Raw genomic sequence first — 16,473 nt, forward strand, 5'->3', positions numbered from 1 at the left:
CTCAGGCCGAGGTTTCGGCGGCTTTCCTGGCTTCTTCACCGGTCGATTCCGGCGCCCCGAGCTTCTTCACACGTACGGCCTTTTCGCCGGCATCCCAGCGGATTTCGACGGCATCGCCGCTGCGCACATCGCCTCGTAACAGCGAGTCGGCGAGTTCCGATTCCACTTCCAGACGGATCTTGCGCTTCAACATCCGCGCGCCGAACTCGGGATCGTATCCAACCGTGGCCAGATGGTCACGCAGTGCATCGTCGAACGACAGCTCGATATTCTGCGCGGCCGCCGTGCGCTGCACGCGCTGAAGCTGCAGGTCGACGATCCCGCGGATCTGCTCCTTGCCGAGCGCATGGAACACCACTACTTCATCGACACGGTTCAGGAACTCCGGCTTGAAGTGATGCCGCAGGATTTCCATCAGCCGGTCGCGCAGCGCCGGATAGTCGAGCTGTTTCGAATCGGCCTTCATGTTGTCCTGAATCATCTGCGAGCCGATGTTGCTGGTGGCGATGATCACGGTGTTGGTGAAATCCACGAGCCGTCCCTTGCCGTCCGTCAGACGTCCTTCGTCGAATAGTTGCAGCAGGATGTTGTGCACTTCGGAATGCGCCTTCTCGATCTCGTCGAGCAACACGACGCTGTAGGGGCGGCGCCGCACGCGCTCGGTCAGTTGGCCGCCTTCTTCGTAGCCGACATAGCCGGGAGGCGCGCCGACGAGACGGGCCACCGTATGGCGTTCCGAGTATTCGCTCATGTCGATGCGCACGAGCGCGTTCTCGTCGCCGAACACCGCGGCGGCGAGCGCCTTCGCGAGTTCGGTCTTGCCAACGCCTGTCGGTCCGAGAAAGAGGAAGCTGGCGATCGGCTTGCCCGCTTCCGTCAACCCCGCGCGTGAAAGTCGCACGGCCTTTGATACGGCCGTTACGGCTTCGTCCTGGCCGACAACGCGTTCCCTCAGACGGTCTTCCAGACGCAGCAGCTTTTCGCGATCCTCGGCCGTGAGTTCGGACACCGGCACGCCGGTCAGCGAGGATACGATCTGCGCGATGTCTTCTGCCCCGACTTCCTGCGAACTGGTGCCGCGTTCCTTCTTCCAGGCCGCGGTCGACTCGTTCAGACGCGCTTGCTCGGCCGTGATTTTCTCCTGCAGTTCCTTCGCCTTGTCGAACTGTTTGGCCGCGCTCGCCGAGTCCTGCTCCTGACGCAGACGACGGATCGTGGCCTCGATACCGTGCAGCGCCTGCGGCCGCGAGTTCGACGAAATGCGCACACGTGCCGCGGCCTGGTCGAGCAGGTCGATGGCCTTGTCGGGCAGGAAGCGGGCGGCGATATAGCGATTCGACAGCTTCGCCGCGGCCGTGATCGCCTCTTCGGTGATCTTCACCTTGTGATGCGCCTCGAGCCGGTCGCGCAGGCCGCGCAGGATATCGATCGTGTCCTCGACGCTCGGCTCGGGCACCATCACTGGCTGGAAGCGCCGTTCGAGCGCCGAATCCTTTTCGATGTACTTCTGGTATTCATTGAGCGTGGTCGCGCCTATCAGATGCAGTTCGCCGCGCGCAAGCGCCGGCTTGAAGACGTTGCCGATATCTAGCCCGCCTTCGCCGCCGCCCTGCCCCGCGCCGACGATAGTGTGAAGCTCGTCGATGAAAATGATCAGCCGGTCCTGGTTCGCGACGATTTCGTCGAGCACCTGCTTGACGCGCTCTTCGAATTCGCCCCGATACTTCGCGCCCGCCACCACGCTGTTGATGTTCAGCTCGACCACGCGCTTGCCTCGCAGCACTTCAGCGGTCTGGTCCTGCGCGATGCGTTGCGCCAGACCTTCGACGATCGCTGTCTTGCCGACGCCCGGCTCGCCGATCAGTACTGGGTTGTTCTTGCGGCGCCGCGCGAGCACTTCGATGGTGGTTTCGATTTCCTTGTCGCGGCCGATCACCGGATCGAGCTTGCCGCGCTTTGCCAGCTCGCTCAGATCGCGTGCGTATTTATCGAGCGTCGGGGTGGAGGAGCGGCCTTCGACGCTGCCGTCTTCCGCGCCCTGGCCCACCACCTTCACTGCTTTCTGACGCAGCGATTGCGACGTCAGCCCGAGTTTGCGCAGCAGCTCGCCGGCGAAGCCGTCTCCTTCCTCGACGAGACCGATCAGGACGTGTTCCGGGCCGACATAGCTATGGTCGAGCTCGCGCGACGCCACGAGTGCATTTTCGAGCGCGCTCTTTGCACGCGGCGAAACGCCGATGCGGGCCTCTTCGCCATCGGCTTTGACCGTACCGCGCGGCGCGTCCTGTTCGATGGTGCGTTTGATATCGTCGGCGTCGAGCTTGAACTCGCGCAGGATTTCGTTGACGACGTTGTTATCGGCGAGCGCGAGCAGCAGATGTTCCGTGTCGACCTCGTTCTTGCCGAACTCGACAGCTTTCTGCGCGGCCGCCTGCAGCCGGTCGAGCCCGCTTTCGCTCAGAAAGCTCTGCAGGTCGACGGCCTCGCGTGCACGCCTGCGTCGGCGAGGGCGGCCACCGGTGCTGTCGGGGCTGCCCGCTGCTTCGGACGGACCGGATGACCCGGTCGAACCCGACGCGCGGCCAGGCGCGGAACGCCCGCCCCGTTCCCAGTCCGTGCCGCCGTTTTCGAATGGCGACCATCCCTCGTCGAACAGGCGCTCGAACAGCCCACCGTGGAAAAGCGACTCGAGCGGCGACAGGCTGCGCTGATGGCGTGCCATGAACTGCATGTGATGTTCGTCGCAAAGCATCAACTGGCGGCGCTGCCCGTTCTCGGTGATCGTAATCTGTGTAGTCGCCGGTTTACCGCAAACACTGCACTTGGCCACGATGTTCCTCTTCAGGTTCTGCCCACGCGCTGTGCGTTGCGACGTGGGCGGCTACGCGACCAAGTGACGGTAACGAGATCGAACACGCCTGCCGCGATGGCGTTGACGCGCCTCACGATGACGAGCATTAGGGCGGTGATGGCCGGCAGGAAGATCGCGATCACACCGGCGGCGACGCTGAACAATCCCAGCAGCAACGGCCCCCACCGGCCCCATGTGTCATGACCATGACGGATGGCCCCGCCGATTGCGCCGATTGCGCTGATGCCGCTGATGCCGCTGATAATCGCGTAGGCCGCGTACAGCGCGACCGGAAAGGCAAGCGTAAGCCCAGGTAGAACCAGCGCCAGCATCCGCCACGCGTGTCCGAGCAGATCGTGCATCGTGAGGCCTCGCGTAGCAATGAACTGTATTCGCCTCTGGCGGAGCCATTGAAGCCATGCATTCAACACTACGCGCCGCCAGAAGCGACTTCTTTCTCATTCCTGCGAAGACTTGTCGGGATTCTGCGATCCTCGCGTGCGCCTCCCCGATACGGGCAATTCGCTTCGGGCGGCAAGGCGGAATGATGGCGCATTCGTCGATCCGGACGGTGTGCGCAAGCGGCGTGACTTATAACGTTCGACAATGACGTCAGCACGTTGCGTTTTCAAGCAGCTATCCGCAAAGAAACAGCATGAATCCGAAAGACCGTGGCGCATAAGCTGCCACATCGTCAACTGACCTTCGCACGACGCATGTGCAATCCGCACCCCGCTGTGGGCGCGCGGCGTATCGGCGGCCGCCCGGGAGCCAAATCATGGACAGAAAGAAAACCTGGCTGCGCAGGGATTTCGATGCGCTGCGTCTGCAGTGGGACGTACTCACCTTTTACGAACGCTTCGAACAGCTTGTCGCGCATGTGCTGAGCCTGGTGATCTCCATCATCATTCTCGTGTCGCTTTGGCAATTGATCCATGCGGTTACGGCATTGCTGGTTTCGGACGGGCTGAACCCGCTCGATCACGCAGTGTTTCAAACGGTCTTCGGCATGGTCATGACGTTGTTGATCGCAATGGAATTCAAACATTCGATTACGCGCGTGATGGCGCGGCGCGATCATATCGTTCAGGTCAAAACGGTGGTTCTCGTTGCGCTGCTTGCCATCGCCCGCAAATTCATCATTCTCGATCCGGCCAGCGCACCCGCGCAGATCGCGGCGCTTGCGTTTGCGCTGGTGGCGCTGGGGAGCGTCTACTGGCTGATGCGGCAGCGCGACGATCCGGTCGACGCGACCGCGGCGGCGGACGCCGAACTCGACCGGACCATGTATGCACAGCGGCAGCAGGAAACACGATCCGGCGAAGGTGCGCGGCGTGGCGATTGACTCGGGCTGCCGCGCGGTGACAGCGAAAGCGCCGCTTTAGCGAACGCCGTCGACGGCCACGCGAGACCCGGATCCCGCTTCCGATTCGACCTTCGACGCGAAGGTTCCGAGCGCCAGGCCCTTCGCCACGATTTCCCATACCGGTGTTCTTGTCGCTCTGGTTTAATCGCCAGCGCGGGAGTCCGCGGTCGTAGTTTTGCTCGCAACTTCGCCAAATGAATCAGCTACCGACGGTACGGTGGGCAAGCCGGTATGCGCGCGGCGTCACACCGGTGTATCGATGAAACACTTCGGTGAAATGCTGCTGAGTCTGAAACCCCGCGCGCGCTCCAACGTCAACCAACGGAAAGGTCTCCTGGCGCAACATCGTCCTGGCAAATTTCACTCGTTCGAGTGTCACGTACAGATGCGGCGGGTTGCCTGTTACCGTTTTGAAAGCGCGTGCAAAGTTTGATGCACCCATGTGCACCTGCACTGCGAGTTGCTCGACCAGAATGGTCTCGGCTATGTGCTCATGAACGAAGGCTTGAACGCGAGTCAGCATTTGACGCGTAAGCGGCGTGTCCGGCTCGGCCGCACCAGCACAGTGCCCGTAGTGGAGAGCGATGTGCACCGAGATGACATCGGCGAAAGCGTCGGCGCAGGCGCCGTCGATGAGCTCCGCATGATGCAAAGCGCTCAATGTGTCCGCGGTCTCACGCAGGAACGGATCCCAAGACTTAGACCATTTCGGGACCGCGACAAACGCTTCTTGCGAGACTTGCCCAAATACGCCCCTTTTGAGTGCGATAACCCATCCCTCGGGATCGTTGTCAGCGATCTTGGCCAACTGCGCGCCCGCCGGAATGACTGCGACAAATGGCGCACTTACCAGCATGGAGTGATTCACTCCGAGGTCGTCACAGCCCGCAGCCTGCACAACAGTGGTACCTGTCGGCATAACGAGCCGAAGTCCCCGCACGGTATTCGGGCCGCCGTTGGAGAAAGCGACGTTCATCGGTTGGCAGCGTAACCCGTGATCCGGGGTCAATCCACTCGTTTGTTTCATGACAAGCAGAAGTCTCCTCGTTGCCTCGTCGCGTACCTCAGCTTACGCCGAATTCGAGGCTTCTTAAGGCGGATTCGTTATATGGGCGGAAGCAATCCCGACCTCGTTGATGGAGTTGCTGCTGAGCTATATTGCCGGGCAACTTGGGGCGACGCTCGACACGCTATTAGCCGGGATTCAAAGCAACCCATCGTTCCTGAATGCTTTCTGCAAGCTGACGCTTACGCCGGGTATTACAGCGGAGGGGAATGTATGCCCATGATGGCAATCCAGTCATGTCCCTGATGGCTGATGAATGATGGCTGACAACTGGATGACGGAATACGTGCATTGGCGACCGGACTGCGCGGCATCAAGAACGAGCCCCGGAGCCCGTTAGCGCACAGTGATTGTCTCTGCGGTGCATGGCTATGCGGCTGTGTGCCGGGCATGTTGGAATGGCGCTGCATCACAAGCTTTGTCGTACTCTTGGCGAAAGCTTCAACCTGCCGCATGCGCAAACGCACGCGATCATATTTGCCTTGCACTGGCATACAACAGCGCGGCGCCGCCTGAGGCCATGACATGAATCTGCCACGCGCCCGGCGGCGAGAACGCTGCGCATGGTGTCATCGAGCTGCCCACTCGACGCCAGACTGTAGTGAGCAGCCAGGTGCTCGCCGAATGCGACGTTACCTGGAAAACTTAGCGGGGATGCCGATGATTTCACACGTGCTATTGCTTCAGGCGATCTTGCGCATGGTCGCGGCAGTGCTGCTGGGTTGTATCGTCGGGCTCGATCGAAACCTGCATGGCAAGCCAACCGGCGTCAAGACGCTAGGCCTTGTTGCGCTCGGTTCCTGTCTCGTGACGATGGCCGGCATGTCGTTCGAACTGCACGGTTTCACCGACGGCAGCGACGCCGGCCGTGCGATTCAGGGCGTCATTACGGGCATCGGTTTTCTCGGCGCCGGGGTGATTCTGCAAAACAGCGCGACCGGCAGGATCAGCGGCTTGACGACGGCGGCTTCGATCTGGGTCACCGCCGCGCTCGGCATTGTGTGCGGCATCGGCGCATGGCAGATTGCGGGTATTGCCACCGCCCTGCTCCTGCTGCTGCTCTCGGTGGGCGGCAGCATTGAACGTGCGTTGCACCGGCGCTGGTTAAGAAAGTCGCCTGAAGAGCAGGCGGCGGTCACGCGGCACGACGAATAGTCACGCGTCGGCGCACTAATCGGCGCACTGCCCATGGAACGGATGTGCCGCGTCAAATGCATCGATGGTGGACGATGCGAGACATATGTCAGTGATGCTCGCTGTAGTCGGACCTCGCCTTAGGTGTCGCGCGTACCTTTGCGTATTGAAACTCGGGCAGTGCCTTGATCGCATCTTTCGTCGCACCGGCGAGCACCAGTTTGCCATTGACGAAATCGAGCTGCTCAATCGGAATGGCCACGTCGTGATGCGACACCCCCAGAAACTGGTTTGCGGCGACAATTGCAAACGATACCGACCGGTCCGGTGCCACGATAATGTCATGAATGACGCCGACGCGCTCACCCTTCTCATTGAAGACCGGCTTGTCCATGATCGACTTTCTCACGCTCCAGCCTGCCACGATCGCGGCTGACTCTTCCACGCTGACACCAAGCGGCTGGGCGCCGGCCACCTGGGCGTTCGCGTCTGGAGCGAGTGCTAGCAACGACGCGAGCAGCAATACAAGGAGATTCGTTTTCATGAGATTCCTTTCATTCCGGTGTTGACGGTGCGACACCGGGCCAGCAATGAAGCGGCGAATGCCAGACCGTGCGCGGCGTAAGTTCATGTTAGAAGGTCTCACGGCAAGCCGCTATAAAAAAGCGGTGATGGATCGGGTTATTTTCGTGCGTCTGGATGCCATTCCGCACGCCTCGTGAACGAATGCAGAATTGCGAAACGTATGGCAGAAACGCGAAAGAATCGCAGCTGCGTGGAGCCTAGACTGAAGTTCATCGCATGACGGTACAGCTTGGAGTCCCACATGGATGAACTGCTTGGACGCGCTTGGTGGATGCTCATTCTGCGTGGCACGGTAGCGCTACTGTTTGGCATTCTGGCGTTATTCTGGCCCGCTCTCACTCTGCTACTGCTTATTACCCTCTTTAGCGTCTACGCGATCGCCGGCGGCATTGTCGCGATTGTCGGGGCCATCCGTTACCGCGCGACGCACGCCGGCTGGTGGGTGCCCTTGCTGCTCGGCATCTGCAGCATCGGCGCCGGTATGATAGCCGTGTTAGTGCCAGCCCTTTCAAGGTCTTTGTCCGGTGAACCTGGTAACCTGGCGATCTGTTCAAGGACGACGGGCGTAAAACGATGTTTGAAGAGGTGATGAAGCATTTCGAGCGGGAAGCCCCGGTGAGCGTAATGGCACGCGTGGCGCTTGAGGGAGCTATGACGTCGCAGTGGATTGACGAGGTGTTTGCCGCGCACCGGCAACGGCAATATCCGAGGGAACTGCTGTTCTCGACGGTGGTGGAACTGATGACGCTGGTGTCTCTGGGACTGAGCCCGTCGCTGTACGCCGCGGCGACGAAGGCCAAGCACCTGCCGGTGTCGCTGGCAGCGCTGTACGATAAGGTCAACCGTACCGAACCCGCGATCCTTCGCGCCTTGGTACAGGGGAGCGCCCAACGTCTGGAGCCGGTCGTTGCGACATGGCCATATGCGCCCAGCCTGCCCGGCTGGCGTTTGCGTGTACTCGACGGCAATCATCTGGCGCCCAGCGAGAAACGGCTGGCGGCGTTGCGCGAGCAGCGTGGCGCAGCGTTGCCGGGGCACGCGCTGGTGGTCTACGAGCCGGATCTGGGTCTGGTCACCGATCTGATCGCCATCGAGGACGCGCATGCGCAAGAGCGCTCGGCCATGACCCCGCTGATTGAATGTGCCGGCGCGGGCGAATTGTGGCTCGCTGACCGGAACTTCTGCACCAGTACCATCCTGCAGGGCTGGCACCAGGCGCAGGCCTGCTTCATCGTGCGCGAACACGGCCGCAACGGCCCGCCGCTTGCCGGCTGTGGTCCATGGGTGGCCGGTGCGCGTATCGAGACCGGGCGGGTGCGTGAGCAACGAATTGATCTGAAGTCCGGGCTGAAGGGCTGGCGGCGTATCGAACTGCAGTTGGACAAGCCGACCGATGCGGGCGACACCGTGATCCTGCTGTGGAGCAATCTGCCTGCCGCAGTGAGCGCACACGAGATTGCCCGGCTGTACCGCAAGCGCTGGCGTATCGAAGGGATGTTCCAGCGGCTCGAGTCGGTACTGCACAGCGAAATTCGCACCTTGGGCCATCCGCGCGCCGCGCTGCTCGGCTTAACTGTCGCAGTGCTGGCCTACAACGTGCTGGCCATGCTCAAGCGTAGCATCGAAACCGCACATGCTCCGCTCGGTGACGCGGGCGGGTCGCCACCGGACATCTCCACGTATTACCTCGCACAGCACATTCGTGGCCAGTATGAGGGCATGCTCATCGCGCTGCCGCCGCAGCAGTGGTCGCACTGGAGCGATGCCGAGCCCGCCGCGATTGCCAGCAAACTGCTCGAACTGGCCCGCCACGTCGATCCGGTTCAGGTACGTACCCGCAAGCGTGGCCCCAAAACCCGCAAATCCGCGCCCTACGTCGATGGCGCAGTAGCGCGCGCTCATCACAGTACGGCACGCCTGCTCAAACTTGCTCGCAGCGGAACATCTTGAGAAAGACCTTGAAAGGGCTGCGTGTTAGTGCCGGGCATTACCTCGCTCGTGCTGGTCGCCATCATCGGCGCAAACGCGATTATCACCGGCGTATTCGATCTGATCGCAGCAACGCGGCTGCACAGGCGCCTGCGCAATGCGTGGATGCTGGTACTAATCGGAGTGCTGTCCGTGCTGTTCGGCATCTTCGCGCTGCTCTTTCCGGGCGCCGGCGCACTAGCGCTCGTCTGGCTGATCGGCGTGTATGCGTTGTTCACGGGCGCGCTGCTGTTCGTACTGGGTATCACTGCGCGTGCCTGGCACCGTGACGGCCTGACTGGCGAGCCACACGCGCCATTGCATCCGTAAACGCACCGCTCACGGGCACTCGCGGCTCACAAGTCAAACCCGCGGCCGCACTCGCGGCGCGCTGGCGGGCGATGCCGTGCCGCCTGCGCCCCCGCAACCGGAGGTCGAATGGACCGTCCGTCATCTCCAGCGGTCCAGCCTCAGGTCTGGCACTGGCGTACCTCACGCAAGGAGAATCACATGCCGCTGGATCTCGACAAATGGAATCCGTTGCGGTTTTTACGCTCGCACTCCGCGCAAAAAACCGCATCGGGCCACGCCGGTGCGCCGCGCACCAGTCAGCAAAGCGCCCGGCAAAATGGGCAACATAACACAATCCGCACCCGGTTCTGTCGCAGTAAGTCTTGCGGAGGAAAGTTGATCGATATGCGAAGTACTGCTTATGCCGCCAGTTCGTAGAATTGATCGGCGGCAGACGGATGGGTTTGGCGAGCACACTTCATCTGTCCCTGGCGATCATGTGCATAAATCTCAATGCCAGCACCTGACTGGCATACCGGTTTTTTACCGCATGCCAGTGCGTTATTGTTTATTGTGGGCTAGCAAAGTCGGGGGAAGGCGGTGTTCAAAAGCGATGCCGTAGTGAAAGCTTGACAGCAACCTGGGTCGGCGTCGACGACTGGCCTAGGGTGCTGATTGCCGCGACTGCGGCATGTCCTGTCGAATCGACACCCGACGCGTGCTGCCACACGCCGACCAGATTGATGTCGGTACGCTTGGAGAGCGAGTAGTTCGGACCGAAATCGATCTGCTCGTATTTGGCGCGGGACTCTTTCGTGTAGTCGAACGACGCGCCGATCAGCAATGCGGGCGTAATGTTATAGCGGCCATTGATCTCGTAGCTGTTGAAACTCGCGTTGCCTGTGTTCGGCGTGGACGCAGTGCGCCGGATATCCTGAAACCGCGCGTTCGTATAGACCAGCCCGATGCTGCCTTGGCCGATCTTGTAAGAAGCCGCCGCCCCGAAGATCTGCCACACATTCGCCGAAGCGAAGCCGCCAAACACCGGAGTTCTGCTCGGACTCACGTAGCCTGCCTGGCCCGGCGAAAGCGCGCTATCGAGCACCGACACCGACGGGTTGTTGATGTTGTCGTACGCGAGTGCGGCGCTCAATGGACCTTTCGCGTACTTGAGCCCAAATGCGTAGACGCGCCCCGACGCGAAGTTGCCCGGCACGCCGCCGGGCGCAAACATGCCGCTCGCCTGCAGACCGTAGAACTTCGGCGATTGATACTTCACCGCGTTGTTCACGCGAAACGTCGAGTTCAGATTGTCGAAGTCGCCGGGATGAGTTCCGAGCCATGCCCACATCGAAGTGGCGGCAATCGCGCCGATCAGTTCCGTCATCGGATCATACTGGCGGCCGAGCGTCGCGGTGCCCCACGTGTCGCTGCCAAGCCCGACAAACGCCTGACGGCCGAATTCGCGGCCGCCTTGCAGCAGCTTGCCGTTCGACGTGTCGAAACCGTTTTCAAGCGTGAAGATGGCCTTCAGGCCGCCGCCCAGATTCTCGCTGCCGCGCAAGCCCCAGCGGCTACCGTTAGTCTGTCCGCTGATCATTTGTATGTTCGCGTGCCCGGACTGGTTGTTCACGTACACGAGTCCGGTGTCGAGGAAGCCGTACAGCGTGACTGAACTTTGCGCTTGAGCCGCGCCCGCGAGGAGCGGCAGAATCAGCAAGGCGATTGAGGTCTTTTTCATCATGTCTCAGGCGTGACGAGTCCACGCCGTCTCGCTGGAGCGCGAGAAAGCAACAGACGTCACTGGGTTTTTTAAATGATTGTTTTGGCGGAGGTACTTCGATGAGTCAGCCGGAAGCGCTGGGCCGCCGGCTGAAAACTGAATCTCCGGTCTATCGTGCGGTGCTCGTCTGGGAAACCACGGCACCTGAACCGTAGATTCGCCCCATTACGAACACGCCGAGACCGGCGACGAGCACAGGCCACGCCGAGAAGCGGAAGATTTCCGCGGGCGTCCAGTGCGCTGAATACAGCATGCCCGCAATCAGCGGCCCCGCGATACCGCCGAGCCGGCCGATGCCGAGCGCCCAGCCTACCCCGGTCGAACGCAAGTTCAGCGGATAGTAGACAGCGGCGAGTGCGATCACGCTTTTCTGCCCGCCACTGATGCAGAAGCCGGCGCAAAAGACCATCACCATCAACCACGCGACGCTGCCGGAGAACGCGCCGCCAACAAGCCACATGAACACCGCGCCCGCGAGGTACATCACCGTCAGCGTCGCGTACGGACCGACGCGATCCATCGCGAGGCCGAGCGGCACGGCCGACAGCACGCCCGCTATAGTCGGCAGCGCCGTCACCCAGACAATCGTCGACGGGGAATACTTCAGGCCGGTCAGCATCGTGGGCAACCAGCTCTGCATGAAGTAGAACTCGGCGAGGTTGAGGAAGAAGATCAGCCAGAGCAGCACGGTGCCGTTCGACGTGGGTCCCCTGACAAGCGCCGCGACGCTCGCGCGGCTTTCGTTCTGATCTTCGAGCCGGAATATGCTGCCGACCGGCACGTCGACACGAGGAAAGAGCCGCCGCAAAACGGCGCGCATCCGCTCGCTGCCTTGCGGGCGCCGTTGCAGGAAGGCAAGCGATTCCGGCAATAGCCACGCGAGCGGCAGCGTCAACGCGAACGGCGCGATCGCGCCGGCCAGCATCAGCGATCTCCAGCCGTATGCGGGAATGAGCATCCCGGCAGTCAGTCCCGCGACCACAAAGCCCAGCGAGAAGCCGCAATACACCAGCAGCACGAAGGTGGCGCGCAGACGCTTCGGCGCGAACTCGCAGGTCAGCGCGACGGCACTCGGCGCGGCGGCGCCGAGCCCGATGCCGGTCAGGAAACGCAGGCCGATCAGTTCGGTAACGTTGGTCGCGAACACCGTCAGCATCGTGAACGCGGCAAACAGCATTGTGCTCGTCAACATCATCCGTTTGTGGCCGAAGCGCGCCGACAGCGGCGCGATGGCGAGGTAGCCGATCATCAGGCCAACGAGCGCCGCGGAAAAGATCGAGCCGAGGATCTCGCGCGGCAGATGCCAGTCTCGCGAAAGCACCGGCACGATGTAGCTGATCGCCTGCGTGTCGAAGCCATCGAGGAACATCAACAGTGCACAGAGCAGTACCACCAGACACTGGCCTGAGCCGACCTTCTGGCGTTCAATGACCTCGGCTACGTCGATAAGGGGGGATGCCACGGGTTTGTCTCCTGGTTCTTGTGTGGAAAAGCGTCGTGTCTTCTAAGGACGGATATCGGTGTGCACGAAAGCGTCGCTAAAGAAGTCTTCGTCGGGCAAGCCGGCTTCGACGAAGGTGCGATGCGCGTTATTCGTCATAGCCGGGTTGCCGCACGCATAGACCTGATAGCCGGCGAGCGAGCCGAAATCTTCCAGTACCGTCTCGTGCACGAATCCACGACCGCCGGTCCAACCATCGTGCGGCTCGGACAGCACCGGCACGAACGTCAGCTTGCCGCTTTCGTGCCACTTCTGCGCCAGCTCGAACAGGTACAGGTCTTCCTGACGACGCGCGCCCCAATACAGATGAATCGCACGGCCGAGCTTGCGTCTGATCGCGTCCTCGACGATCGACTTGACGGGCGCGAAGCCCGTGCCGGTTGCCAGCAGAATCGCGGGACTCGTCGACTCATCCTGTAGCGTGAACTCGCCGAATGGCAATTCGACACGCAGCTTCTGTCCTTTCTCGAGTCCGCGTAGCACACTGCCGGAAAATCTGCCGCCTGGCACGTGGCGCACGTGAAGCTGCACGGTGTCGCTTTCGTGAGGTGGATTCGCCATCGAATAATTACGGCGGCTGCCGTCTTCGAGTTCGATCTGCAGATACTGCCCGGCGCGAAACTTCGCACGCACGCCGGTAGGCAGGCGCAACTGCACGACACTGACATCGGCGGCCGGTTGCGTGACGCGATACACCGACATGTCGAGCGTCTTGCGCACGACCGGCTCACGCTTTTCGATCTTGCGCGGCGCGATCGTCATATCCGACGAGGGCCGCAAGCAGCACATCAGCACACGCTCGGCCGGTCCCACCACCTCGCCCTGTGCGGACGAGCGGCCTGCACCAACCACCACGCCGCCCTCGCAGGTTGAACACACGCCTTTTCGACACGAGTACGGCACGCTGTAGCCCGAGCGTTCGGCGGCGTCGAGCAGGGTTTCGCCCGCCGCGCAGCGGAACGCGACATCGCTTCCCGCGATGGAAATCTGGTAATCCAAAATGTGACCTCGATAAGCGGTTAAGACGTTTCACCCAGCCCGTGCGGGGAGCACAGTCCCCGTCGTCACGAGACGCAGCGCGCCTAGCAGTGGCGCGGCGTCGGCGCGCAGCGTGCCGGCAATGTCGAAGCCGCTGCCGTGGCCGACGCTCGAGAACATCACGCCCGCGCCGATCGACAGCGCCGCGCTGTGGCGGCCCGCGCGCAGCTTGACGGGAATGTGCCCCTGGTCGTGATACATCGCGACGAACACGTCGATATCGGGATTCGTCAGCAACAGATCCGCGCCTTGCGGTCCGATCACGGCAATGCCCTCGTCGCGCAACTGCCGTGCTGCCGGCTCGGTGATGTCGATGTCCTCGTGGCCGAAGAGTCCGCCTTCACCCGCATGCGGATTAATGCCCATCAGCCCGACTACCGGACGCTCGATACCCATCAATTGCAGCGTTTGCACGGCGGCTCGGGCGGCGCGTACGACGTGACGCTGGTCGAGCCGTGCGAGCGCCGATGCGATGCCTTCGTGCAAGGTCGCATGGACGATACGCAGGCCGCCGCCGATCAGCAGCAGATACACGTCATCAGCCAGCACGCCCATCTGCTGAGCAACGAAGCCCGGATAACCGGCGAAGCGCACGCCGCTCGCATTGATCGCCGTTTCCGAATGCGGACACGCGATTACTACGTCGACGTTACCCGCACGCGCGGCAGCGAGCGCGGCACCGACATAGGCGAGCGTCGCGGTTCCGGCCGCAGCCGCAACTTCACCTGGCACGAATGCTCCGGCAGCCAGTGACGCGACGTCGACAATGTCGATCGCGCCGGGTTCGGCCGCCGGCAAATCGTCCGCCCGTACTTCGCGAAGGGTCATCCCGGGACAGCAGTGCTGCGCATACCAGCGAATGACGAAGGCATCGCCGAACAGAACAAGACGGCGCGGCGGCCCGGCATCGGCCACGTCGCGCGCGCTGTGCGCCGCTGCCTTCACCGCGATTTCCGGGCCGATACCGTTCGGGTCGCCGATCGCCAGCGCAATGGTCATGGAGTGGCTCATTGCCTGTTTCATAGCGGCAATGCCAGCAGCGTGTCGATGCGCGAACTGTCGCATACGACGATCCGTTCGCGCAGCTTCACGCTACCCTCTTCAACGACGTACGCGTCGCAGTAGCGGCCAGTGGCAAACAGCGTTGTCGTGCCGTCGCGCATGATGCGCGCCACCATGAAGGAGGTTTCGCTACGCACTTCCTGTTCGTTTTCGCTCACCACATAAGGCTGTCCAAGCAGATGCCGGTAACCGTGGCGCTCATAGATGTTGGCGTCGCGCAGCGAAGCGACGCGGTCGATCAGCATGCCGCGCGAGGCCGCGTAGATCATGCTGCCCGCAAGGCCGCGCTTGTAGTTGTCGGCGGTCGTGACCTTGTAGACGCATGCTTCGGTAAAGAACGCCGGCCACTGCGAGAGATCGCCGTCGTCGATGCAGCGCACGTATTCGGCTTGCGCGCGAGCGATCAGTTGATGGATGTCTTGCGCCATTTCTAGTACCCCATTGCGTTGCGGTAGGCCTTCCAGAAGCCGCGAATCGACGCTTCCGTCACGCGGCTTTCGCTGCTTTCAGCGCTATCGCCGCCCATCTCGATGACCGAGCGGCTGTCGCTTGCGCCATCGATGCCTCGCTGCACGAAACCGCCAACGCATCCGTCTTCCATCGACACATAACCGGCCGGTCCCACGAGGTTCGCTTGCCGCAGACGCATTTCACGCAACTCCGGGGTATCGTCTTCGAAGCCGAGGTAGGTCCAGTTCAGTTCGGTCTGCTGCGTGCCGCGCGGCAAAATCTGGCGCACCGCAATGGCGTTCTGGATCTGCTGGAGCACAAAGCCGGGAAACACCGAAAGAATCTGCAGTGTGACGCCGTCGCCGAATTCATCCCTGCCCGCGAGCACCGAGGTATCTTCGAGCCGGTGCTCGCTTTCGGAGCGGATCTTCTGATCCGCGTAATCGCTGGCCGCTTTTGCCTGTGCCGCCGCCTCCGCGGCATGGTCGACAGCGGAATAGCTGACGTGATGGCCACCACTCGGATCGACGATGATGCCGCCACGCTGAGACAACCGGTTCAGCTGGAACGTCGTGAAAAACAGATGCAGAATGCTCGCGTGGTACGAGTCCTTGACGTTCTCGAAGTAAAGCTTCCAGTTATTCGGCAGCATCTGCGTGAAGCGGCCGAGCACGACCGGCGTGCGGCCTTCGAGCACGCGTCCAATGCGCTCGACGATTTCCTCGCCAAGATAGTCATCGAGCGGGGGAACGTCGTCTGAAAAGCTGCCGAATACGAGGCCGTGCAGCGTCGCGACCCGCAGCTTGCGCAAGCCGTGGTCGCCCTCGCAGAAGTCCGGCTTCATGCCGCCCTTACCGCCGATGCCGTCCTTGAACGCGACCCCGAGCAGATCGCCTTGCAGGTTGTAAGTCCACGCGTGATAGACGCAGCTGAAATCCTTCGCGTTGCCCTGGTCTTCCAGGCACACCATTGCACCGCGATGCGCGCAGCGATTCTCGAACGCATAGAGTTCGCCGTCGGTATCGCGCGTGACCACCACCGGTGTATCTCCGATGAAGCTGCTACGGAAGTCGCCCGCGTTCACCAGCTCCGCTTCGAGACACAGGTAGCTCCAGTTCGGGCCCCGGAAAATCGCGTCCTGCTCGTCGGCGTAGACGTCTTCATCCTGAAACAGCGTGTACGGAACGCGCGTGAGACCTTCGGATGGCCAGGCGATGCTGGCGCGCCGCGCCGGCTTGATGGGGATGATGTTCAAGTTGCTTGCTCCATGTATTGCGCGGCCCGTTAAACGTGGCCGACCGGGATTGAAGACAATCCTTCGGGTGCCAGGAAGTTGACAGGCTCGCCCGAATGTGTTCGAATACCGTACGTTGTTCGA

The 16,473-nt window shown here is 61.8% G+C and carries 17 protein-coding genes; 7 read left to right on the forward strand and 10 right to left on the reverse strand.

The annotated features are described in order from the left end of the window. Window position 1: 1 nt before the first annotated feature. Window positions 2-2,830, reverse strand: a complete 2,829-nt coding sequence (locus P0D84_RS45655) for an ATP-dependent Clp protease ATP-binding subunit (RefSeq protein ID WP_408350216.1) — start codon at window positions 2,828-2,830, stop codon at window positions 2-4. A gap of 11 nt (window positions 2,831-2,841) precedes the next feature. After that, entirely contained in the window at window positions 2,842-3,213 is a 372-nt protein-coding gene (locus P0D84_RS45660; RefSeq protein ID WP_408350219.1) for a DUF308 domain-containing protein, read from the reverse strand. A 416-nt stretch (window positions 3,214-3,629) separates the two neighbouring features. Between P0D84_RS45660 and P0D84_RS45665 the strand changes: the two genes are divergently transcribed. Further along, window positions 3,630-4,196, forward strand: a complete 567-nt coding sequence (locus tag P0D84_RS45665) for a phosphate-starvation-inducible PsiE family protein (protein WP_408350222.1) — start codon at window positions 3,630-3,632, stop codon at window positions 4,194-4,196. 220 nt (window positions 4,197-4,416) lie between these two features. Here P0D84_RS45665 and P0D84_RS45670 read toward each other — a convergent pair whose 3' ends face one another. Beyond that, the gene (locus tag P0D84_RS45670; RefSeq protein WP_408350225.1) at window positions 4,417-5,244 is read right to left on the reverse strand and encodes a helix-turn-helix domain-containing protein; all 828 of its coding nucleotides are present in this window, start codon (window positions 5,242-5,244) and stop codon (window positions 4,417-4,419) included. A 437-nt stretch (window positions 5,245-5,681) separates the two neighbouring features. Here P0D84_RS45670 and P0D84_RS49145 point away from each other — a divergent pair, with 437 nt between their 5' ends. Both P0D84_RS49145 and P0D84_RS45675 read left to right on the forward strand, forming a co-directional pair. Beyond that, complete coding sequence (locus tag P0D84_RS49145; RefSeq protein WP_459252239.1) at window positions 5,682-5,807, forward strand: hypothetical protein; 126 nt, start codon at window positions 5,682-5,684, stop codon at window positions 5,805-5,807. 136 nt (window positions 5,808-5,943) lie between these two features. After that, window positions 5,944-6,438: an MgtC/SapB family protein gene (locus tag P0D84_RS45675; RefSeq protein WP_408351901.1), complete on the forward strand. Its 495-nt coding sequence runs from the start codon at window positions 5,944-5,946 to the stop codon at window positions 6,436-6,438. A gap of 88 nt (window positions 6,439-6,526) precedes the next feature. Here the strand turns inward: P0D84_RS45675 and P0D84_RS45680 are convergent, their stop codons facing one another. Further along, window positions 6,527-6,961: a PRC-barrel domain-containing protein gene (locus tag P0D84_RS45680; protein ID WP_408350228.1), complete on the reverse strand. Its 435-nt coding sequence runs from the start codon at window positions 6,959-6,961 to the stop codon at window positions 6,527-6,529. A gap of 282 nt (window positions 6,962-7,243) precedes the next feature. Here P0D84_RS45680 and P0D84_RS45685 point away from each other — a divergent pair, with 282 nt between their 5' ends. From P0D84_RS45685 to P0D84_RS45700, 4 genes are all read left to right on the forward strand, one after another. After that, entirely contained in the window at window positions 7,244-7,591 is a 348-nt protein-coding gene (locus tag P0D84_RS45685; protein ID WP_408350231.1) for an HdeD family acid-resistance protein, read from the forward strand. A gap of 35 nt (window positions 7,592-7,626) precedes the next feature. Then, window positions 7,627-8,952: an IS4 family transposase gene (locus P0D84_RS45690; protein ID WP_408339814.1), complete on the forward strand. Its 1,326-nt coding sequence runs from the start codon at window positions 7,627-7,629 to the stop codon at window positions 8,950-8,952. A gap of 21 nt (window positions 8,953-8,973) precedes the next feature. Further along, window positions 8,974-9,300 carry an HdeD family acid-resistance protein gene (locus tag P0D84_RS45695; protein WP_408350234.1) on the forward strand — a complete coding sequence of 109 codons (327 nt, stop codon included), beginning with the start codon at window positions 8,974-8,976 and terminating at the stop codon, window positions 9,298-9,300. A 180-nt stretch (window positions 9,301-9,480) separates the two neighbouring features. Beyond that, entirely contained in the window at window positions 9,481-9,699 is a 219-nt protein-coding gene (locus P0D84_RS45700) for a hypothetical protein (protein ID WP_408350237.1), read from the forward strand. A gap of 166 nt (window positions 9,700-9,865) precedes the next feature. Here P0D84_RS45700 and P0D84_RS45705 read toward each other — a convergent pair whose 3' ends face one another. From P0D84_RS45705 to P0D84_RS45730, 6 genes are all read right to left on the reverse strand, one after another. Next, the gene (locus P0D84_RS45705; RefSeq protein ID WP_408350240.1) at window positions 9,866-11,002 is read right to left on the reverse strand and encodes a porin; all 1,137 of its coding nucleotides are present in this window, start codon (window positions 11,000-11,002) and stop codon (window positions 9,866-9,868) included. A 151-nt stretch (window positions 11,003-11,153) separates the two neighbouring features. Beyond that, window positions 11,154-12,506 (reverse strand): MFS transporter, encoded by a 1,353-nt coding sequence (locus P0D84_RS45710; RefSeq protein ID WP_408350243.1) that lies wholly within the window; start codon window positions 12,504-12,506, stop codon window positions 11,154-11,156. Between the two features lie 42 nt (window positions 12,507-12,548). Then, entirely contained in the window at window positions 12,549-13,544 is a 996-nt protein-coding gene (locus P0D84_RS45715) for a 2Fe-2S iron-sulfur cluster-binding protein (RefSeq protein ID WP_408350246.1), read from the reverse strand. A gap of 30 nt (window positions 13,545-13,574) precedes the next feature. Continuing rightward, window positions 13,575-14,594: a PdxA family dehydrogenase gene (locus P0D84_RS45720; protein ID WP_408350249.1), complete on the reverse strand. Its 1,020-nt coding sequence runs from the start codon at window positions 14,592-14,594 to the stop codon at window positions 13,575-13,577. A gap of 8 nt (window positions 14,595-14,602) precedes the next feature. Next, window positions 14,603-15,073, reverse strand: a complete 471-nt coding sequence (locus tag P0D84_RS45725; RefSeq protein WP_408350252.1) for an aromatic-ring-hydroxylating dioxygenase subunit beta — start codon at window positions 15,071-15,073, stop codon at window positions 14,603-14,605. 2 nt (window positions 15,074-15,075) lie between these two features. Then, window positions 15,076-16,350, reverse strand: a complete 1,275-nt coding sequence (locus P0D84_RS45730; RefSeq protein ID WP_408350255.1) for an aromatic ring-hydroxylating dioxygenase subunit alpha — start codon at window positions 16,348-16,350, stop codon at window positions 15,076-15,078. Window positions 16,351-16,473 lie beyond the last annotated feature (123 nt).

Origin of the sequence: Paraburkholderia sp. RL17-337-BIB-A (assembly GCF_046025895.1) — a bacterium.
In the GTDB taxonomy this organism is placed as follows: Bacteria; Pseudomonadota; Gammaproteobacteria; order Burkholderiales; family Burkholderiaceae; genus Paraburkholderia; species Paraburkholderia fungorum_C.